General features: G+C 70.6%; 17 protein-coding genes. 5 read left to right on the top strand and 12 right to left on the bottom strand.

Features of this window, described 5'->3' with window-relative positions:
• Positions 1 to 211 precede the first annotated feature (211 nt).
• The 10 genes from O7601_RS20220 to O7601_RS20175 form a co-directional block, all read right to left on the bottom strand.
• Positions 212 to 3,007 (bottom strand): DEAD/DEAH box helicase, encoded by a 2,796-nt coding sequence (locus O7601_RS20220; protein WP_281562659.1) that lies wholly within the window; start codon positions 3,005 to 3,007, stop codon positions 212 to 214.
• 222 nt (positions 3,008 to 3,229) lie between these two features.
• Positions 3,230 to 4,216: a zinc-dependent alcohol dehydrogenase family protein gene (locus O7601_RS20215; protein WP_281562658.1), complete on the bottom strand. Its 987-nt coding sequence runs from the start codon at positions 4,214 to 4,216 to the stop codon at positions 3,230 to 3,232.
• A complete protein-coding gene (locus O7601_RS20210; protein ID WP_281562657.1) occupies positions 4,213 to 5,055 on the bottom strand; it encodes a carbohydrate ABC transporter permease in 843 nt (280 codons plus the stop codon). Before O7601_RS20210 ends, O7601_RS20215 begins: the two co-directional genes overlap by 4 nt.
• Positions 5,052 to 5,984: a sugar ABC transporter permease gene (locus O7601_RS20205; protein WP_281562656.1), complete on the bottom strand. Its 933-nt coding sequence runs from the start codon at positions 5,982 to 5,984 to the stop codon at positions 5,052 to 5,054. The genes O7601_RS20210 and O7601_RS20205 overlap by 4 nt, the downstream gene beginning before the upstream one ends.
• A gap of 59 nt (positions 5,985 to 6,043) precedes the next feature.
• On the bottom strand, positions 6,044 to 7,411 hold the full coding sequence (locus O7601_RS20200; protein ID WP_281562655.1) for a sugar ABC transporter substrate-binding protein: 1,368 nt from the start codon (positions 7,409 to 7,411) through the stop codon (positions 6,044 to 6,046).
• 55 nt (positions 7,412 to 7,466) lie between these two features.
• On the bottom strand, positions 7,467 to 8,228 hold the full coding sequence (locus tag O7601_RS20195) for a DeoR/GlpR family DNA-binding transcription regulator (RefSeq protein WP_093402455.1): 762 nt from the start codon (positions 8,226 to 8,228) through the stop codon (positions 7,467 to 7,469).
• 222 nt (positions 8,229 to 8,450) lie between these two features.
• Positions 8,451 to 9,233, bottom strand: a complete 783-nt coding sequence (locus O7601_RS20190) for a hypothetical protein (RefSeq protein ID WP_281562654.1) — start codon at positions 9,231 to 9,233, stop codon at positions 8,451 to 8,453.
• Entirely contained in the window at positions 9,233 to 9,742 is a 510-nt protein-coding gene (locus O7601_RS20185; protein WP_281562653.1) for a sigma-70 family RNA polymerase sigma factor, read from the bottom strand. The genes O7601_RS20190 and O7601_RS20185 overlap by 1 nt, the downstream gene beginning before the upstream one ends.
• A 90-nt stretch (positions 9,743 to 9,832) precedes the next feature.
• On the bottom strand, positions 9,833 to 10,507 hold the full coding sequence (locus O7601_RS20180; protein ID WP_281562652.1) for a hypothetical protein: 675 nt from the start codon (positions 10,505 to 10,507) through the stop codon (positions 9,833 to 9,835).
• A 286-nt stretch (positions 10,508 to 10,793) separates the two neighbouring features.
• On the bottom strand, positions 10,794 to 11,207 hold the full coding sequence (locus O7601_RS20175) for a hypothetical protein (RefSeq protein ID WP_281562651.1): 414 nt from the start codon (positions 11,205 to 11,207) through the stop codon (positions 10,794 to 10,796).
• A 393-nt stretch (positions 11,208 to 11,600) separates the two neighbouring features.
• Here O7601_RS20175 and O7601_RS20170 point away from each other — a divergent pair, with 393 nt between their 5' ends.
• Entirely contained in the window at positions 11,601 to 11,954 is a 354-nt protein-coding gene (locus O7601_RS20170) for a DUF4212 domain-containing protein (protein WP_210936938.1), read from the top strand.
• Positions 11,951 to 13,636 (top strand): sodium:solute symporter family protein, encoded by a 1,686-nt coding sequence (locus tag O7601_RS20165; protein WP_281562650.1) that lies wholly within the window; start codon positions 11,951 to 11,953, stop codon positions 13,634 to 13,636. Before O7601_RS20170 ends, O7601_RS20165 begins: the two co-directional genes overlap by 4 nt.
• A 535-nt stretch (positions 13,637 to 14,171) precedes the next feature.
• On the opposite strand, the gene O7601_RS20160 is transcribed toward O7601_RS20165, so the two are convergent.
• Positions 14,172 to 15,203: a transposase gene (locus tag O7601_RS20160; RefSeq protein ID WP_281562649.1), complete on the bottom strand. Its 1,032-nt coding sequence runs from the start codon at positions 15,201 to 15,203 to the stop codon at positions 14,172 to 14,174.
• A gap of 341 nt (positions 15,204 to 15,544) precedes the next feature.
• On the opposite strand from O7601_RS20160, the gene O7601_RS20155 reads away from it, so the two are divergent.
• The 3 genes from O7601_RS20155 to O7601_RS20145 all read left to right on the top strand — a co-directional run bounded on the left by O7601_RS20155 (position 15,545) and on the right by O7601_RS20145 (position 17,881).
• Positions 15,545 to 16,822: a multidrug effflux MFS transporter gene (locus O7601_RS20155; RefSeq protein WP_281562648.1), complete on the top strand. Its 1,278-nt coding sequence runs from the start codon at positions 15,545 to 15,547 to the stop codon at positions 16,820 to 16,822.
• An 88-nt stretch (positions 16,823 to 16,910) separates the two neighbouring features.
• A complete protein-coding gene (locus tag O7601_RS20150) occupies positions 16,911 to 17,309 on the top strand; it encodes a sigma factor (protein WP_281562647.1) in 399 nt (132 codons plus the stop codon).
• Positions 17,288 to 17,881: a hypothetical protein gene (locus O7601_RS20145; protein ID WP_281562646.1), complete on the top strand. Its 594-nt coding sequence runs from the start codon at positions 17,288 to 17,290 to the stop codon at positions 17,879 to 17,881. Before O7601_RS20150 ends, O7601_RS20145 begins: the two co-directional genes overlap by 22 nt.
• Positions 17,882 to 17,964: 83 nt before the next feature.
• Here O7601_RS20145 and O7601_RS20140 read toward each other — a convergent pair whose 3' ends face one another.
• A complete protein-coding gene (locus O7601_RS20140; protein WP_281562645.1) occupies positions 17,965 to 20,226 on the bottom strand; it encodes a catalase in 2,262 nt (753 codons plus the stop codon).
• Positions 20,227 to 20,314 lie beyond the last annotated feature (88 nt).

Here is a 20,314-nt window from a genome sequence, read left to right as displayed (position 1 = left end):
CGCTGTGCGGGGCGCTGCTCGTGCAGGCGGCGCTCGCGGCGGCCCGGCGCGGTCGTCGCGCTGGCCGCCACCCTCGGGGGTGGCCCGCGGATGACCGCGCCCGTTTGCGGACCCGCTGGGCCGGGGCGGTGACACTTTCGGTCCGCGGCAGTGGAGGTAGTCGACACGCCGGGCGGTTGACACCTGCACTGCCACGGTCCGGCGACGTGGGTCATGAAGGCGCGTGCTGGGATGGGAGGTTGGGCGCGGGGGCGAGGAGGCGTTCGCGTTCGGCGGCCACCACCTCCTGGACGAGTTCGGCCTCGGACAGGTCCACCGCCTCGGGGCTCGCGTCGGCCGTGTCGCTGACCCGGGCGAAGTCGTCGAAGATGCGACGCTTGCCCGCCAGCAGTTCGGTGATCCGCTGGTCGACGCCCTCCTCGGAGAGCAGCCGGTGGACCTGCACCGACTGAACCTGCCCCATCCGGTGCGCCCGGGCGATGGCCTGCGCCTCGGTGGTGGGTTTCAGCTGCGGTTCACAGATGACGACAACGGATGCGGACTGGATGTTGAGCCCGACGCCACCGGCCACGATCTGGGCCACCAGGACGGCGCCGTGACGGGCGGCGGAGAACTCGTCCACCATCCGCTGCCGGTGGTGGGCGGGCACCGAGCCGGTCAGCGGGCCGAAGACCGGGCCGGGAAGGGTACGGGCGACCAGTTCGAGCACCTCCCGGAAGTGGGAGAAGACGATGACGCGGCGCTCGTTCTCGGCCGCCTCGCGGACAATCTCGACGAGGCGCTGCACCTTTGTGGAATCGGCGGCCGGAAGCATCGCCGCCTGGCGCATCTGCATGAAGTTTGCCCGCTCGACCGCCTCGCGGTAACGCGTGGTGTCCGCCGAGGACATCGGCAGCCACTCCTCGACCTCGATGAGTTCGGGCAGTTCGTCGAGCACATCGTCCTGGTTGCGGCGCAGGTACGCCGGGGCGATCTGCCGCCGGAACCGCGCGGGTGACAGGTCGGTGGCGTCGACGGTGAGGTCGGGGCGAACGTAGGAGGCGAGGTTGCGGAACTCGTCGACCTTGTTCTCAAGTGGTGTACCGGTGAGCAGGATGGCCCGGTCGGCGCGCGCGACGATTTCCTTCGTCCTGATCGACCGCTGCGCCTGTGGGTTCTTGACGTAGTGGGCCTCGTCGACCACTACACACGCCAGGTCGGGGACCTCCCGCAACTGCGGCACCCACCAGGCGAGGGTCTCGTAGGTGGTGACCGCCACGCCGCCGTCCCGCAGCCAGGCGCGGGCCGCGGCGTCGCGTCCCGGGCCGTGCACCCGGTGTGGGCGCAGCTCCGACTTGCCGCTGATCTCGCGGACCCAGTTGGTCACCACGGCGGCGGGACACACCACCAGGAAGTGGGTGCTTCCCCTGCTGCGCAGGTGCGCCAGGACCGCTATCGCCTCGACGGTCTTACCGAGGCCCATCTCGTCCCCGATGATGACCTTGCGCTGGACCAGGGCGAAGCGCGCCGCGAAGCTCTGGTAGCCGCGCAGGGAGGCGGTCAGGTGTGCGCCGTCGAGTGCCTGGTCGCGTACCGCCTCGATGATCTCGTCCGGGAGATCGCCGTGCACCGTGTTCCCGTCACCGCTGGAGAATCCCAACTCGGAGAGCATCGCGAAGTAGTCGGCGGGACGGCTGAGGAAGTCGTCCCACGGGTCGGCACCAAGGTTCCGTCGACCGGGCGCGGTCGACCTGCCGAGCAGCTCGGCTCGCCGTCTGACGATCTCGATGCTTTCGCTGAGCCCGCTGGCGGCGAGCCCTCGGGTCGGCACGACCAGCAGGTGGCTGGTCCTGCGGTCGATGGTGCCGCCCAGCGGGGCGAGTTCAGCCGCGCGTTCGAGGTCGGCTGCCGCGCCACGGGTGCGTCGGCGCGCGTCCCACTCGGCGAGCCGCCGCAGCAGCAGGGTGGTCTCCGGGTGGCGGTGTTCGACCTCGATGCGGACCGGCGTGTCGTCGTACGTGGTCTGCCAGAGGGTACGGGCCGCGCCGAGCAGGCGACGGGCGGTGGTCTCCCCGACCCCTGGAAGCGACTGAAGCGACGGGCCGTGGTGCAGCACGTCCTGCACGGTGGTGATTCCGGCGTCGGTCAGCGGTCCGAGGCGGAACCGGTCGCGGGTGACGGTTCGCAAGGTCTCCACCGACATGTCCCGCAGGATGCGTTGCACCTCAAGATGTCTGACCTTCTCGCCCGCTGCACGTGCCGCCGACCGGTACGGGGCTTCGCCGGCCACGACCTTGTCGATGGTGGCCAGTGCCGCCGGCAGCTCCCCGAAGACCGACCGGTCCATCAGCTCCGGCTCCGGGCCGGTCCACCCCGCCGGCTTCCGCCGCGGTGCGATCCGCCCGGCAGACCCGCGCTCCTGCCCCGTCCGTTCGACAGGCTCGGGCGCCCGGCCGGTGCGCTCGGCGATCAGCGCGAAGCGGAGGGACGGGTCGAGCAGGTCGCGGACGCTGTCCCGGACCGGGGCGGAGGGCGCGGTGGGGACGCCGAGTTGCCCCAGGCGCTCGGCGCTGTCGGCGGCGATGACCTCCGCATGCCGCTCACGCAGGAACGTCGCGGCGGTGGCCGCCGTCTGCTTCCTGGCCGGCCCGACGAGGTACCGACGTACGTCGAGCATGGGTGCGAGGTCGGCGACGGCGCGGGGGGCGTCATCGGTGAGCAGGCGCAGCAGCGCGTCGTCGGTGGCCGTCGTCGCGGGCAGCGTGGCCCGCTCCTTCAGGCACCGGACGACGTCACGGTCGTTCGCCCGCAACGCGAGCACCCGCCACGCGGCCTGGCCGGAGCGCTCGACCACGACGCTGCGGTCCCGCAATTCCCCTTCGGCGGCCGTGGCCGCCTGCTGGACGGCCCGGTGCCAGTGCCGCACGTCCTGGGCGAGTCGATCCCATCGCCTGAAGTCCGCCACGAGCCGACGGAGTTCTTCACGCTCAGCCTTGTCCATCCGCACCCCGGCCCGGTACCCCGACACCCACCCGACCATGCCGCATAGCTGACCACGCCGCCTGCCCGCACGCCATCTGCCCCGCCCTGCCGCGTCCCTCGCCCGCCGCGTGCCCGACCGCCATGAGGGGGGCAGCACCTTCCCCGATGTTGCTGTCTCGGGCGCCCGTGAGGGAACAACATCGCCGATGTTGCTGCTTCCCGGGTCCCTGTCGGGGCGAGGTTCCCAGTGGGTGGCGGGTGGGCGGGGTCAGGTGATGAGGAGTTTGCGGCCGATGCCGGAGCGGAACTGCGACATCGCGTCGGCGTAGGCGGCCAGGGGGAAGCGGTGGCTGATGAAGACCTGCGGGTCCAGCACGCCGGCCGCGAACAACTCGGCGGCGCGGTCGAAGCTGTGCAGGACGGCCATCGAGCCGGTGACGGTGATCTCCTTGTTGTAGATGCGGTACGGCTCGACCGGTACCCGGGTGGCGTACTCGGAGACACCGAACTGGAGGAACGTGCCGGCGGGAGCGACCCGGGTCAGGCCGTCGGCGATGGCCGGCTCGACGCCGGTGCAGTCGATCACGACGTCCCAGCCGCGCGGGCGGTCCAGCTCGTCCGCGTTGGCGGCGCTCGCCGAGCAGCCCAGCTGGACGGCGGTGGCGAGGCGGTCGGGGTTCGGGTCGACCACGCTGACGGACGCCGCGCCGCAGCGTTTCGCCAGCTCCAGCATCATCAGGCCCATGGTGCCGGCGCCGTAGATGAGATAGTGGTCGGCCAGCCGGCGGGGCAGCACGTCGAAGCCGCGTACCGCGCAGGAGAGCGGTTCGATGAGGGCGGCGTCGGCCGGGGCGACGCCGGACGGCAGCACCACGCAGTTGCGTACCGGGGCGAGCGCGTACTCGGCCGCGCCGCCGGAGACGGTGACCCCGATGGCGTTCCACCGTTCGCAGAGGTTGCCCCGGGCCCGGCGACACTGGTAGCACTCACCGCAGTGCAGCGACGGGTCCACGGCCACCGGATCGCCGATGCCCACCTCGGTGACGTCCCGCCCCACCGCGACCACGGTGCCGGCGAACTCGTGGCCCGGCACGATCGGGTACGCGGGCGCGAACTCACCGTCCATGATGTGCAGATCGGTGCCGCAGATCCCGCAGCCGGCGACCTCGACCACCACGTCCCGAGGGCCGGGCGTGGGGTCCGGTACCGACTCGACGCTGATCTGGCCCGGTGTGACGATGACTGCTGCCTTCACTTGACCGCCCCCATGGAGAGTCCTCGGACGAGTTGTTTCTGGGCGATCCAGCCGGCCAGCACGACAGGTAGCGACACGATGGTCGCCGCCGCGCAGAGCCGGGCCAGGAACAGCCCTTCGGACGTGATGAAGCCGACCAGGAAGATCGGCGAGGTGCCGGCCCGGGTGGCGGTCAGGTTGACCGCGAAGAAGAACTCGTTCCAGCTGAAGATGAAGCAGATCAGCGCGGTCGCGGCCAGGCCGGGCGCCACGAGCGGCAACAGGATCCGCCGGATGGTGACGAGCAGGTCGGCGCCGTCCATCGCCGCCGCCTCCATCAGCGCCGGCGGCACCTCCAGCATGAACGACCGCATCATCCACACGGCCAACGGCAGGTTCATGGCGGTGTAGAGCACGATCAGGGTCCAGACGTTGTCCAGCATGCCGAGGTCCTGCACGAGCAGGTAGATCGGCAGTAGCGCGGCGACCACCGGCAGCATCTTGGTGCTGATGAAGAAGAACAGCACGTCACGCCAGCGTGCGACCGGCCGGATCGACAGCGCGTACGCCGCCGGGGTGGCCAGCACGAGCACCAGCAGGGTGGACAGCACGCTGGCCATCACCGAGTTGAGCAGGTACGGGGTGATGTCGCGGTCGAAGACCTGCCGGTAGCCGTCCAGCACCGGCGTGAAGAACCAGGACGGCGGGTTGCTGGCGGCGTCGACCTCGCGCTTGAAGCCGGTGAGCACCATCCAGGCCACCGGCAGGAAGAACAGCAGCCCGGCCAGCCAGGCCAGGACGGTCCACGCGGCCCCGGTGCGGCCCGCGCTGCGCCGGGCCGGACTCGCGGTACGGGTCATCGTGCGTCCTCCATCCGGAACAGGCTGGAGATCACCCGCAGCGCGAAGGTGGCGACGATGATGGTGCCGATCACCACCACGACGCCGGCCGCGGCGGCCTCGCCGTACTCGAACTTGCGGAAGGTGGTCAGGTAGATCTCGTACGGCAGGTTCGTGGTGGCCCGACCCGGGCCGCCCTGGGTGATGGTGAAGACCGCGTCGAAGGTCTGCACCAGGTAGATGGAGCCGAGCAGGGCACCCAGTTCGAGGTAAGGCCGCAGGTAGGGCAGGGTGATCCGGGTGAAGGTCTGCCACGGGCCGGCGCCGTCGACCCGGGCTGCCTCCAGCGTCTCCAGGGACTGACTCTGCAGGCCGGCCAGGATGATCAGCATCATGAACGGGGTCCACTGCCAGACCAGCGCGGCGACCACGGAGACCATCGGGTACTGAGACACCCAGTCGGTGCTGCCGCCGAGGATGCCGTTGATCAGGCCGTAGGACGGGTTGTAGATCGCGTGCTTCCACAACAGCGCCGCCGCCATCGGCATCACCAGGAACGGGGTGATGAGCAGGGTGCGGACGACGCCCCGACCGGGGAACTTACGGTCGAGCAGGATGGCCAGGCCGAGGCCGAGCAGTACGGAGGCGAGCACCGACGAGGCGGTGAGCACCACCGTGTTGAGCAGCGCGGCACGCAGTCGACCGTCGGTGAGCACCGTGGCGTAGTTGGCCAGGCCGATGAACTCCTGACTGCCCGGCCGCAGCGCGTTCCAGCTCTGGGTGGACAGGTAGAGGGTGAACAGGAAGGGCAGTTGCGTCACCACGATGGCGAAGACCAGGGCGGGCAGCAGCGGGGCCCGGCGGGCCCAGCGGTGCCGCCGGTCGGGGCGAGTGGGACGGACGGTGGGGCGCGGGGGCGCGTCCGCACCGGTGGTGCTGGTGGTGGTCATCGTTCCGCCTCGGAGGCAGGGCCGGGGCCGGCCGGTCGTCGACCGACCCCGGCGGGCGGCTACCGGTGGTTGCTGGCGGCTTCCTCGGCCAACCGCTGGCCGTCGGCGAGCGCCTGTTCGACGGTGGTCTGGCCGGCGATCGCGGCCGACACCTCCTGCGACACCTTCGTACCCAGGTCGGCGAACTCGGGGATGCCGACGAACTGCACACCGAGGGCGGGCCTCGGCTGCACCCCGGGGCTGACCGGGTCGGCCTCCTGGATGGACTTGAGCGTGATGTCGGCGAACGCCTCGGCGGACTGCCGGTACTCGGCGATCTCGTAGGTGGACTGACGCTTGCCCGCCGGCACCCGGGACCAGCCGAGTGACGAGCCGACCAGCTTCTCGTACTCCTTGCCGGTGGCCCAGGAGATGAACTTCCAGGCCGCGTCGGCGTTCTTGGTGGTCTTCGGCATGGCCAGGGCCCAGGCCCACAGCCAGCCGGAGGACTCGGTCTGGTTCACCGGCGCGTACGCGTAGCCGACCTTGCCGGCGACGGTGCTGGCGTTGGGGTCCTCCAGGGTGCCGGCGGCGGAGGTGGCGTCGTACCACATGGCCGCCTTGCCCTGGCCGAAGGTGTTGAGGCACTCGGTGAAGCCGGACTGCGGCGCGCCGGGCTGGCCGTGCTCCCGCAGCAGGTCGACGTAGAACTGGGTTGCCTCGGTGAACTCGGGTGCGTTGACCTTCGGCGTCCAGTCCTGTTCGAACCAGGTGCCGCCGAAGGTGTTCACCACGGTGGTCAGCGGGGCGAACAGCTCACCCCAGCCGGGCAGTCCGCGCAGGCAGATGCCGGAGACGCCAGAGGCGTCGTCGTCGAGTTGCTCGGCGAGTTCGGCCACCTGCTGCCAGGTCGGTCGCTCCGGCATGGTCAGACCCTCGGCGGCGAAGAGTTCCTTGTTGTACATCAGGAACGACGACTCGCCGTAGAACGGGGCGGCGTAGAGCTTGCCGTCGGTGCCGGAGAGCGAGGCGACCATCGGCTCCAACAGGTCACCCTTGTCGTACGCGGTGTCGGCGTCCGCGTACGAGTTGAGCTCGTGCAACCAGTCGTTCTGCGCCCAGATCGGCGCCTCGTACGCCCCGATCGTCGCCACGTCGTACTGGCCGCCCTGGGTCGCGACGTCCTGGGTGACCCGGTCGCGCAGCTCGTTCTCCGGCAGGATGGTGAACCGCACCTCGATGCCGGTGTCCTTGGTGAAGTTGTCGGCGGTGATCTTGGCTAGGTCCTCCATCAGCGGGTTGCCGACCATCAGCACGGTGATGGCGGTGCCGTCGCTGGAGGAACCTCCGCCGGCTCCGGAACAGGCGGTGGAGCCCAACGTGACGGCGAGGACGGCGGCGAGCGCGGCAGGCCCACGCCGTCGACGAGGAGTTCGTGTTTCAGGCACAGCGAACCTCCGTGGTGGTGTGGTGGTGAGGGAAAGGTGGGTCGGACGGCGGCGCTCAGACGCGCAGCACCACCGGGCCGAGCAGTGAGTAGCGGTGCGCCTCGGACGCCGGCAGTGCCGTGTCCGTGACGATGGTGTCGACGTCCGCGACGTCGGCGAAGCGGCAAAAGCTGTGCCCACCGAACTTGGTGTGCACCCCGGCGAACACCACCCGTCGGGACACCGACATCACCTGGGCCTTGACGGCGGCCACCGCCGGGTCGGGCGTGGTCAGCCCGTGCTCGCGGGAGATGCCGTTGGCCCCGACGTAGGCCAGGTCGATGACGAATCCGGCAAGCATCCGGGTGGCCCAGTGGTCGACGGTGGCCAGCGTCCGACCACGGACCCGGCCGCCGAGCAACAGCACGGTGAGGCTCGGGTACGCGGCCAGCGCCGCCGCGGTGTGCAGGGAGGCGGTCACCACCGTCAGTGGGCGGTGGGTGGGCAGCGCCTCGGCGATCAGTTGCGGGGTGTAGCCCTCGTCGATGAACACCGATTCGGCGTCGCCGAGGTGTTCCACCGCCGCGGCGGCAATCCGTCGCTTCTCCACGACCATCCGGGTGGCCCGGGTCTCCAGGGTCGTCTCGAAGCGGGCCGTCTCCACCGGGTACGCCCCGCCGTGGGTGCGGCGCACCAGCCCCTGCTGGGCCAGCAGGCTCAGGTCGCGTCGAACGGTTTCCGGCGCCACGCCCAGGTCGGCGGCGAGCTTACGCACGTCGACGTCGCCCTGACGGCGAGCCAAGGTGAGGATGTGCTGCCGGCGCTGGGTCGGGTCCACCTGCACACCTCCGTTCGGCTCGGGTGCTTTTTTGTAACACCGATGAACGGCAGGTGACCCCGGTCACCTGCCGTTCAATCCAGTGGATTTGGTGACCGGCTGCCACCGCCGAACGGGCAGCCCATAACGGTCACAGGTGGCAAACCGCCGCAAGTACGCTGCCCATTTGCTGGCACCGATCGCCCGATCGGCACCCGGGCTGCCCGCTCGGGCACCGGCCGGTCATCCCGGCGCGGCCCCGTTGTCGACCAGCCGGAACCTCGTCGTCAGTGGTGCGTCGCCCAACTCCTCCAGGATCAGGCCCCGGGTCGGCGAGTTCTGCAGGTAGGCCGAGTGGCTGCTTATTGCGTACGTCGGCTCGCCGCCGCGTTGCCCGTCCCGGACGATGGTGAACTGCTGCCTCGGCTCCTCCGGCGAGCAGGTGGCCGCCACCACCCGCAGCGGCTGGCTGCCCGACGACCGGACCTCCCAGCAGGTGTCGGCCGGTTCGTCGCCCCGCTCGGCGGCCCTGACCAGATAGGTGTCGGATCCCTGGGGTGTGACCACGAACAGCTGGCGGCCCTCGTCGCCGTCGACCTCGGCGAGGCGACCGTCGGCGAGCAGGGAGAGCCCGCCGCTCTGCTCGGCTGCCCGGACGATCGTCACCTGCCGCCGCCCCGACAGCAGCGGATCGTTGCTCGGCGGACCGGAGTTGCCGGCCGGGTCGGGACTGCCCGACGCCCCCGTCGGGCCGGACGTGCCGGTCGGGTCGGGACTGGCCGATGCCGCCGTCGGGCCGGCCGGCCCGATCGGCAGTGGGTCCGGGCCACCGGCGGGCCGGGCCAGGACCACGCCGGCCCCGAGCAGACCGACGAGTACGGCGCCCAGCGCCGTGGTACCGGCCCGTCGGCGCCGACGACGACTGTCACCCCGGCGACGGATGTCGACGGCGGCCGGTACCTTCGCCTGCCGGCCGTGCCCGGCCAACGCTCGCAGGGCCTCGTCGAGCTGGTGCTCACCACCCATCACTGCCTCCCCCCGCCGGTGGTCTCGTATGCGTCGTCGCTCAGGTGGGCGGCGAGGGCCCGGCGTCCCCGGGCGAGCCGCGTCTTGACGGTGTTCACGTTGCTGCCGATCTCCGCCGCGATCTCGGTCACGCTCAGCCCGACCAGGTGGTGCAGGACCACCACCCGCCGCTGCTCGGCGGAGATGCGGCGCAGCGCCGACACCACCGCCACGTGGTCGACCGAGGTCGGCTCGACCTGCTGGCCGGCCATCTCCCGACGGTGGGCACGAAGCCGGTTCACCGTCTTGCGCCAGGCGCTCACCGCGATCCGGTACGCGACCCGGCGCACCCACGCCTCCGGGCTGTCGCACTCCCGTACCGACGCCCAGCGGTCCCAGGCTCTGGCGTACGCCTCCGCCACCGCGTCCTCGGCCTCGGCCCGGCTGCCGGTCATCGCCGCCAGGTGGCCCAGCACCCGCTGCGCCGAGGCCGAGTAGAAGGCGTCGAACTCCTCAGCGTCGCGTTTCACTCACGTTCCCACCCGTACTGTCGCTGCTGGTCGTGGTCCCGGCCCACGGCGGACGGACGCCCCGGGCCGGGACCGGGGCGGCACCGCGTCCTACCTTCGGGGTGCCGGCCCGGTGTCGGTGAACCGGAAGCTACTCGCCGGCGGGGCATCCCCCAACTCCTCCATGATCAGGCCGAATCGTGCGGAGTTCCGCAGGTAGGCCCACCGGTTGCTGATCAGGTACTCGCGGGGGCCACCGTCGGCCACGGCGGTGATCTCGAAGCGCTGGGCCGGGTCGTCGGCCCGGCAGGCGGCGCCCCGCACGTACAGCGGCTGGGTGTCGCCCGGGTTGCGTACCTGCCAGCAGACCGGCTGCCCGGCGCCGCCGCTGTGGTACGCCTTGACGAGGAACTGTCCCGAACCGACCGGCGTCGGCACGAACACCTGTCGGCCCCGGTCGTCGTCCACCTCGGCCAACCGACCGCCGTCGAGCAGCGCCAGCCCCGACTCGAAGGCACCGACCCGGACCATGGTGATCCGACGCTTGCCGGACAGCAGCGGGTCCGCCGCCGCCGTGGACGGTGGTGTTGCTGCCACCGCCGCGCCCGCCGTGGCGTCACCGGGCAGTGGCGTCCGTCCCGCTGTCACCCCCGCCGGTGCGTCCACGGGCGTCGCCCCCGCGCGCGCCGGCCTGTCGCCGGAGGCCGGACCCATGGTGTAAACCGCGACGGCGGTGCCGGTCAGCACCACCAGGCCCGCAGCGGCGAGCCACCTACCCAGCGACACGATTCCTCCCGAGCTGTTCGGCACCGGGGCCAGCCGCCGGGTGGCGGGCGATCCTCGGTCGATTCAGCGGGATGACGCGTACGGGCGGCGGAAGGTTTCACGGCCCGGCCGGATCTCTCGCCTCCGGCGCGGCGTGACGGGCAGGGCAGCGCCGACGGCTCGGCGCGGCGTGACCGGCGGGGGCAGCGCCGACGGCTCGGCGCGGCGTGACCGGCGGGGGCAGCGCCGACGGCTCGGCGCGGCGTGACCGGCGGGGCAGCGCGGTCGGCTCGGCGCGGCCGGCCCGTCAGCTCAGTTTGACCAGGCGCATGCCGGTGCGGATCAGGACCACCGCGCCACCGGCGGCCATGACCAGGCCGATGCCGGGCATCAGTTGCCCCCAGGCACCGGTGCTGGCACTGAGGCTGATCAGGCGGGCCACCTGCCATCCGACGATCGCGGCGACGACCAGCCCGGGGATCAGGCTGTGTGCGATGGCCACCTTGCGGTACGGCAGCAGCGCACCGGCAACGGCCAGGAACGCCATGCTCAGCGTCCAGAGACCGGGACCGGCTGCGCCGGAGAGCGAGCCGAACGGCGTGATGACCCAGGGCAGCAGCGAGCCGACCAGCGCGAGCACGCCGCCGACGATCATGCCGAGACTGCCGGCGTGGAAGACGCGCCGGCGAACCGGGGCGGCGGTGGATGCGGTGTCGGCCATGTCCGGATGCTAGGCGCTCCGCACCGTTGATCGAACGGGCCGATCGGTGAGCGGTCGGGCGGGGTCGGTGGGCGGACAGGCCGGGGGCGCAAAAACCGCGAAACTGGATGATCCGGCGCTCCGGTCCGGCCCACTCGACCGTTCGCGGGGTCCAACGGACCGCTCAGCGACCCGAGGCCGCACCTGACGGATCAACTCTTGCCTGGCCAGGCTGCATCACGTTCGCTTCCCAGACCAAAGGTGTGACCGACCGCACAGCCACGTCGAGCAGTACGGCGACGCGGCTGGGCGGGTCGGGCCACGGCACCAGCACCGCGTCACCACCAACCGGGCGCCGTGTCGCAGGCCCCTCGCCGGATCTACCGGTTCCATACCGACTAGGAGGCTCCAGACATGACCGAGGTAACCCCCGACAAGGAGACCCGTGGCGGTGAACCGCCACCGGCGGCACCACCACCGGCTTCCCCGCCGGACAACAGCTGGCGCAAAGAATACTGGAGCCGCAATCTGCGGCTCATGGTGATTCTCCTGGCCATTTGGTTCGTCGTCTCGTTCGGCTTCGGAATCCTGCTCGTCGAACCGCTCAACAACATCGTCATCGCCGGATTCCCGCTCGGGTTCTGGTTCGCCCAGCAGGGATCGATCTACGTCTTCGTGATTCTCATTTTCGTGTACGCGAAGATGATGGATCGCCTCGACAACCAGTTCGGTGTTGACGAGCAGGAGACCGAGGGGGCTGACAAATGAGTCAGATCCAGATCTGGACCCTCATCTTCATCGTCGGCTCGTTCGCCGTCTACCTCTACATCGCCTGGCGTAGCCGGGTGAAGGAGACCGCCGGCTTCTACGTCGCCGGCCAGGGCATCCCCACCATCGCCAACGGTGCGGCCGTGGCCGCCGACTGGATGTCGGCCGCGTCGTTCATCTCGATGGCCGGCCTGATCGCGTTCCTCGGCTCCGACGGCACCATCTACCTGATGGGCTGGACCGGCGGCTACGTGCTGCTGGCCCTGCTGATCGCCCCCTACCTGCGCAAGTGGGGCAAGTTCACGGTGCCCGAGTTCGTCGGTGACCGGTACTCGGAAACCGTGCGCACCATCGCCGCGGTGGCCGCGATCATCATCTCCTTCACCTACGTGGTCGGGCAGATGCGCGGTGGCGGCATCGTCTTCAGCCGGTTCCTGAAGCTGGACGTGACCCAGGGCGTCATCCTCGCCGCGGTGATCATCGGTCTGTACGCGGTGCTCGGCGGAATGAAGGGCATCACCTGGACCCAGGTGGCGCAGTACACGGTGCTGATCGTCGCCTACCTGATTCCCGCCTTCGCGGTGGCGCAGCAGATGACCGGAATCCCGATCCCGCAGGTGTCGTTCGGGCAGATCCTCGCCGAACTCGACGCGATCAGCGTCGAGATGGGGTTGAACCAGTACACCGAGGCGTTCGCGGCCCGGCCACAGATCGACGTGTTCCTGGTGACGATGGCGCTGATGATCGGTACGGCCGGTCTGCCGCACGTCATCGTCCGTTTCTACACGACGAAGACCGTACGCGGTGCCCGCTACTCGGCGTTCTGGGCGCTGTTCTTCATCGCCCTGCTCTACACCACCGCCCCGGCGGTGGGCGCCTTCACCAAGCTGAACCTGCTCCAGGACGTCAACGGTGTCTCGGCCAACGCGCTGCCCAGCTGGATCGAGAACTGGGCGGCGACCGGGCTGGTCACGGTCAGCGACGGCGCGACGACCATCAACACGGTCAGCAACAGCCCGACCTCCGGCGCCGACCTGATCGTCAACAACGACATCTTGGTCCTCGCCAGTCCCGAGATCGCCGGCCTGCCGGCGCCGATCGTGGGTCTGGTGGCGGCCGGCGGCATGGCCGCCGCGATGTCCACGGCGGCCGGCCTGCTGCTGGTGATCTCGTCGTCGTTCTCGCACGACCTGTACTTCCGCCGGGTCAAGCGGGACTCCACCGACAAGCAGCGACTGCTCGCCGGTCGGATCGCCATGGGCCTCGCGGTGCTGGTCGCCATCTACGCCGGCATCAACCCGCCGGCGTTCGTGGCGCAGGTGGTCGCCTTCGCCTTCGGCCTGGCGGCGTCGACCTTCTTCCCGGCCATCGTGCTCGGCATCTTCTGGAAACGATGTAATGCCACCGGCGCGGCGGCCGGCATGGTGACCGGCCTGATCTTCACCGCCAGCTACATGATCTACACGCTGCCGGTGTTCGGCACCGCGGCCAACCCGCACATCTTCGACATCAGCCCGGAGGGAATCGGCGCCATCGGCGCGATCGTCAATTTCGTCGTCACCATCGTGGTGTCGAAGATGACTTCGCCACCGCCGGACGACATCGTCGAGATGGTGGAGAGCATCCGCTACCCGGCCACCCGGCGGGAGGTGACCGCCGGCACCGCCGCCGACGCCGCCTGAGCCACCCCTCCCACATCGAGGAAACCACAGGTCGCCGGCCCCACCATCGACGTTGGGGCCGGCGACCGCCCCGTTCCGGAGAACCTGGGTCCGCTCAAGATCCGCGCAACATCGGGGAAACTGCTGCCTCAGGCCGGGCTGGCGATTTAACGCTTCGTGCGTTTGCGTCGCTTGATGATCGTTTTGTGGCGTGGGGTTGGTTGCTGGTTGCGGCTGCCTCTTGGTCGTCCTGGTCCTGGTCGGGAGGGTTTCGGTGGCTTGGCTGGTGTGGGTAGGTGTGGGTGCAGGCTGCGGAAACCTCGTCGGACCCGGAACGGGGTCAGGGTGGTGGTGGTCAGGGGTCGTTCCCAGGGCAGGCGTTGGTCGGCGATCAGGGTTCGAGCGAGGCGGAGTTGGGTGTGTGCCGCCGCGACGATCCAGGTCCACAGGTCTGCTTGGCTGGGGTGACGCACCGCTGGGGTGGTCCAGGCGAGGTGCTGTTTGATGAACCGGTTGGTGTGTTCGATGGCGAACCGGCGTAGGTAGGCCCGCCAGATCAGGTCAAGGTTGATCGGGTCGGGGCCGGCGGTCCACAGCCACAGGGTTTGTGGGTGCCGGCCTCGACCGTTCGGGTCAGGCTGACCCGAACGACGGTGCCGCGGATGATCGGGGCGGCCAGGCCCTTGGTGTTCTTCGCCGCCCACCGCCGTCGGGGACCCGGCTTGGGGTGCAGGCCGGTCCACGCTTGGACGTGGATCGGGCCGTAGGTGTCATCGACGGTGTGCACCTCGTGGGTGGGCTCCGGCCAGGTCGTGGGGTCAGCGCAGGCGAATCGATCGCCATGCTGTTTGGGTCGGCCGGGGCTGCCGGGGGTCTTGGCGGGCGGGTCGGCGTAGAAGACCCGGTCCCGGCGGATCCGACCGATGATCCGGGCGGGAGCGTGGGGGTCGGACGCCACCCGAGCTGTCGCGGTGATCGGGCAGTAACCGGCGTCCAGGCAGAACACCGGCACCACACCCGGCCGGTGACGGGCCAAGCCCCGCACCAGGCCGCTCATCTGGTTGCAGGCCACCTCGGTGGCGTTGTCCTCAGGGTCCACCCGCACGACATCGACCGGCGCGGTCCAGGAATCCGGCGTCGCGGACACCTGACAGACCCACTGGTAGGCCCAACCCGGCACCATCCGCCCCCGCCGATCGCCACCCGGATCAGGCACTCGACACATCCCCCGCCGCGGCGAACACCCCGCCTCCGGGCGCGGCCACGCCGTCACGTCCACCGCGAACACCGGCCACCACCCCGGCAGAACGCCGATCAGCAGGTCACGCACCGCGGTGACATCCACCCGCCCCTTCGACAAGGACGCGTACACACTGCCCCACCCCCGGCGCAGCGCCGGCTCCAACGTCAGATACGGCAGCGATGCCACCGGACCCGGCGTGGTCAACACCGCATCCGTGACCTCGAACAACGTGTCCGCCCACCGCGTCAGGCACTGATACCAACCCTGACGGAACTCCACCAACCGGTCATGGTCACCGCGCGTCGCTTCCCCACCCATGCCCGCATGACCCACAATGACGGCCACGGCCACCGCCTCACATCGAAGATCTTGGTCGATCCCGATAATCAGGCGGTGGCCGCTCCACGTCACGCCAACACGCCGAACGAACCAGACGCCACCTGCACCACCCCGACCCACGAGTTAAATCGCCAGGCCGGGCTGAGGCAGCAGTTTCCCCGATGTTGTCCCCCTCGGCCGGTGTCGTCGTCGGGAGGGGCGTGCTGGGGGGGTGGGTGGGGTGGGTGGGGTGGTGTGAGGTGTGTTACCGGTGTTGTGGGGAATCAGGTCGGCGGCTGCGGGTTGGAGCCAGGTATGACCATCGCACCACGATCCGCCCCGGCTCCGGCCCGGCGGGAGACCTTCCGGTGAGCGCCGTCGACGACGCCGCGCCGCCGGCCGCGCTGATGCCGGGCGACCTGATGAGCCGCCGCCAGCGCCTCCGTCTCATCCTCGTCCTCGGCTCGCTGATCGCGGTGGGCCCACTGACCATCGACATGTACCTTCCGGCGTTGCCCTCGATCGTCGACGACTTCGGCACCACCTCGGCGGCGGTCCAGCTGACGCTCACCGGCACGCTGATCGGCCTCGCCCTCGGACAACTGCTGATCGGTCCGCTGTCCGACGCAGTCGGTCGGCGGACACCGCTGATCGCCGGCACCGCGCTGCACATCGTCGCGTCCGTGAGCTGCGCCCTCGCCCCGAACATCACCGTGCTCGGCGCGCTGCGGGTGGTCCAGGGCCTGGGCGCGGCGGCGGCCGCCGTGATCGCCATGGCCGTGGTCCGCGACCTGTTCAGCGGTGCGGCCTTCGCCCAGCTGCTGTCCCGCCTGTTGCTCGTGATGGGCGCCGCGCCGATCCTCGCGCCGACCCTCGGCAGTGAACTGCTGCGGTGGACGCAGTGGCGCGGCGTGTTCGCCGCCCTCGCGGTCTTCGGCGTACTGCTGCTGCTCATCGCGATGCTGGGCCTGCCCGAGACGCTGCCACCGCTGCGCCGCCAACGCGGCGGTGTGCTGCCCACCGTCCGGCTCTACGGCTCGCTGCTGCGTGACCGCGCGTTCGTCGGACTGGTGCTGGTGGCCGGGCTGGCCATGGCGGCGCTGTTCGCCTACGTCGGTGGCTCGTCGTTCGTCCTGCAGGAACGGTACGGGCTCGACGAGCAGCAGTTCGGGCTGGCCTTCGGGGCCGGGGCGGTGGGATTGATCGCGGCCACCCAGGGCAACGTACGGCTGCTGCGTCATTGGTCCCCGCAGCGGATCCTGGTGACCGCCCTGATCGTGGGCTCCGCCGCCAGCGTGCTGCTGCTCGGCCTCGCCGCGACCGGGATCGGCGGCCTGCCGGCCCTGCTCGCGTCGCTCTGGGTGGTGCTCGCGGCGGCCGGCCTGGCGCTGCCGAACGCTCCCGCGCTGGCCCTGACCCGACACGGCGAGGCGGCCGGCACCGCCTCCGCGCTGCTCGGCGCGGTGCAGTTCGGCATCGGGGCGGTGGCCGCTCCGCTGGTGGGTGTGCTCGGCACCGGGGCGGTGGCGATGGCCCTGGTGATCGCCGGTGGGATGGTCGCGGCATTGGTCGTGCTCGTCGTGGTGGTCCGCCCCGGCCGGCTGGCCGTGCCGGAGCCGGAGACGGTGCTAGTCACGGCCCACTGATGGTCACCGGAGGATCTCGTTTGCTCAACAGAACCGGGACCGCTTGAGTGTCGCGGCAAGTTCTTGGCCCGCTCGGACATTACCTGGTGTGGAACGCGACGATTCAGCCAAGCAGCAGGAGCAGCGTCTCGTCACCCTGTGGACCGAGTACGCACCCCGGGTGATGGCGTACGCCCTGCGACACGTGGATCCGGACACCGCCCAGGAGGCGGTGTCGGAGACGTTCCTACTGGCCTGGCGACGACTGGCGAGGGTGCCGGACGACCCCCTGCCCTGGCTGCTGGTGGTAGCCCGCAACACCATCGCAAACCTGCGCCGCTCGGCGCGCCGACAGTCCCGGGTGGCCGTCGAACTGGAGCGCTTCCGGCACGTCGCCGAGCCAGCGACCGCCGCCGACGTGCTCGCCACCGCACGCGCGGAGGTGCTGACCCGGCTTGCCGCGCTGACTCCCACCGAGCGGGACGGATGCTGCTCACCGCCGCGCTGACCGTCGGTTTCGTGGCCTCCAATGCGGGTGTCGCCGCCGCCGGTGGGCTGCTACCGGAGTCGTTCACCGGCCCGCTGTCGTTCTGGTCCACAGAAACGAAAGACACGGTGAACGCTCAACAGGCCCGGCGGGTGGCCCAGATGCCAGGCCCCGACGGCCTGGTGCTGTCGGTCTGGTCCGCCACCGCCCCGGACGGCACCACCTGCATCGCCCCCTTGTTCGAGCCGCCAGGCGACCTGGACCTTCCGGCGCCGGTGAACTCCACGCTCGCCGGTGGCCAGTGTGCCCGGCCCGAAGACTCGGAGCCGTTCGCCAGCACCAGCGCCTCGACCGACGAGAACGACCGGCACACCATGTGGGCCAACGCCGGGAACGCGGCGCGGGCGGAACTACCGCTCTCCGATGGGACCGTCCGGCCGGCGATACTTACGGAAGGCTTGTTTGTCTTCTGGTACGTGGCCAACAGGACCATTGATCCACCGACGCTCGTCGGTTACGACGCGACCGGCACGATGATCGCGGAACGATCGCTGCCCGACCTGACCGGCCTCGAGCCGCGTGTGGTCCGCTGACACGAGCGAATGCATGTGAATCTTGGTCCGTGAGCGCCCTCCTGGGGGCGCTCACGGACCAAGATCTTCTGATGTGGAGGAGGTCAGGCGACGGTGGCGGGGAATCTTTCCCAGACGCGGTGGTTGGCCATCAGCTGCTGGACGGCGGTCAGAACCTCACTTGCGGAGTCGGCGGTGACCACGCCGGGCGTGCCGGTGACGCCGGCCTGTTCCAGCACCCTGACGCCGGTTCCCCAGGCGCCGATGGCCTTGGCGTGCCGCCAGCACTCCTCCACCATCAGCAGCACCCGGGGGTCGACGGTGGCCGAGCCGGCCGCGCCCGCCTTGGCGTCGCGGGCCGGCAACGCGTCCGGCGCCGGTGCGGGCGCGGTGGCGAGCAGGAGCGCGTCGAGTTCGACCGAGCGGCCGGTGGCGAAGCTCCGCTGGGCGGGCAGGTCGCCGATCGTGCCGCCGTGCGGCGCGATCAGCAGCGGCACCATGTCGGCGGCGAAGACCGCCGCGCGGACCGCCCGGACGCTGTCGAGGTCGGCCTCGGGGTCGACGACGATGCCCACCATCCGCCCGTCGGCCGGCCACTGCCGCCCCACCTGGGACAGCGCGGGGCTGGGCTCGACGTCGGCCAACGGTACGGTCGGCTCCGGTGCGGGCAGGCCGAGGCCAGCGGCGACCTGTGCGCAGAGCACCGGGTCGACGTTGGCCAGGCACTGGAGCTGCCGTTCCTTGATCGCCTGGTGGTAGCACTTGCCCAGCTCGAAGGTGTACGCCCGGATGATGTGCTCCCGCTCGACCGGGGACATGCTCAGCCAGAACAGGCGTACCTGGCTGAAGTGGTCGTCGAACGAAGCCGGGTTGGCGCGTACCTTGGGGGCCGGCGCGACCTGCACCGGCACGTCGACGAACGCGTTGTCGTCGTCGCCGGCCGGGAACGGGTTGCCACCGTCCAGGGAGTTCGGCCGGTACGGTGCCACGCCCGCGTGCACGGCCTGCTGGTGGAAGCCGTCGCGCAGCATGTCGTTGACCGGGGCGTGCGGCCGGTTGATCGGGATCTGGGCGAAGTTCGGCCCGCCCAGGCGGGTCAGCTGCGTGTCGACGTACGAGAAGAGCCGGCCCTGGAGCAGCGGGTCGTTGGTGACGTCGATGCCCGGCGGCAGGTGCCCCACGTGGAAGGCGACCTGCTCGGTCTCGGCGAAAAAGTTCGTCGGGGTGCGGTTCAGCGTGAGCTTGCCGACCGGCTGCACCGCTGCGAGTTCCTCCGGCACGATCTTCGTCGGATCGAGCAGGTCGATGCCGGCGAAGGTCTCCTCGGGCGTGTCCGGGAAGATCTGGAGGCCGAGTTCCCACTCGGGAAACGCACCGGCCTCGATGGCGTCGTAGAGGTCACGCCGGTGGAAGTCCGGGTCGATGCCGCCGAGCAGCTGGGCCTCCTCCCAGACCAGGGAGTGCACGCCCAGCTTCGGCTTCCAGTGGAACTTGGCCAGCACCGTCTCACCCGCGGCGTTGACCAGTCGGAAGGTGTGTACGCCGAAGCCCTCCATCGTCCGGTAGGAGCGGGGGATGCCCCGGTCGGACATGTTCCACATGGTGTGGTGCTGCGCCTCGGTGTGCAGCGAGACGAAGTCCCAGAAGGTGTCGTGCGCGCTCTGGGCCTGCGGGATCTCGCGGTCGGGGTGCGGCTTGCCGGCGTGGATGATGTCGGGAAATTTGATGGCGTCCTGGATGAAGAAGACCGGCATGTTGTTGCCGACCAGGTCGAAGGTGCCCTCGTCGGTGTAGAACTTCGTGGCGAAGCCCCGGGTGTCGCGGACGGTGTCGGCCGAGCCCCGGGAGCCGAGCACGGTGGAGAAGCGGACGAAGACCTCGGTGGTCCGCCCCTTGGCCAGGAAGCCCGCCCGGGTGACGGCCTCGGCGGTGCCGTACGCGGTGAACTCGCCGTGCGCACCCGCGCCACGGGCGTGCACCACCCGCTCGGGGATCCGCTCGTGGTCGAAGTGGGTGATCTTCTCCCGCAGGTGGTGGTCCTGGAGCAGGACCGGCCCGCGCGGGCCGGCCTTGAGGGAGTGATCGGTATCCCGCAGCCGCGCGCCCTGCGCGGTGGTGAGGAAGGCACCCTGCTGACCGTTGGCGGTGGCCGGCGCGCCGGTCTCGGCGCCGGTCGGCGTACGGGTCTGCGGGGCGCCCTGCTCGGGCTTGGGCGGCAGCGGCTCGTGCGGCGTCGTCGGCTCGTCACGCGGCGGCGGAGCGCTGCCCGGCGCTCCAGGCACCTGCGGGGTGAGGGCGTCGGTCACCTTCTCCGCCGCGGCCTCCACGACATTCCTTACCGCCTCGGCGGGGTTGCGGGCGTTCATCTCGACAGGTACCTCCCTGGGACGCGAGAGCCAGATGACCAGGGCGGTACCCGGGGTGGACCGAGCAAAACGGAGCGAATGGCGCGGA

The organism is Verrucosispora sp. WMMD573, assembly GCF_027497175.1.
Lineage (GTDB): Bacteria > Actinomycetota > Actinomycetes > Mycobacteriales > Micromonosporaceae > Micromonospora.
This window is presented reverse-complemented; position numbering and strand designations above follow the sequence as displayed.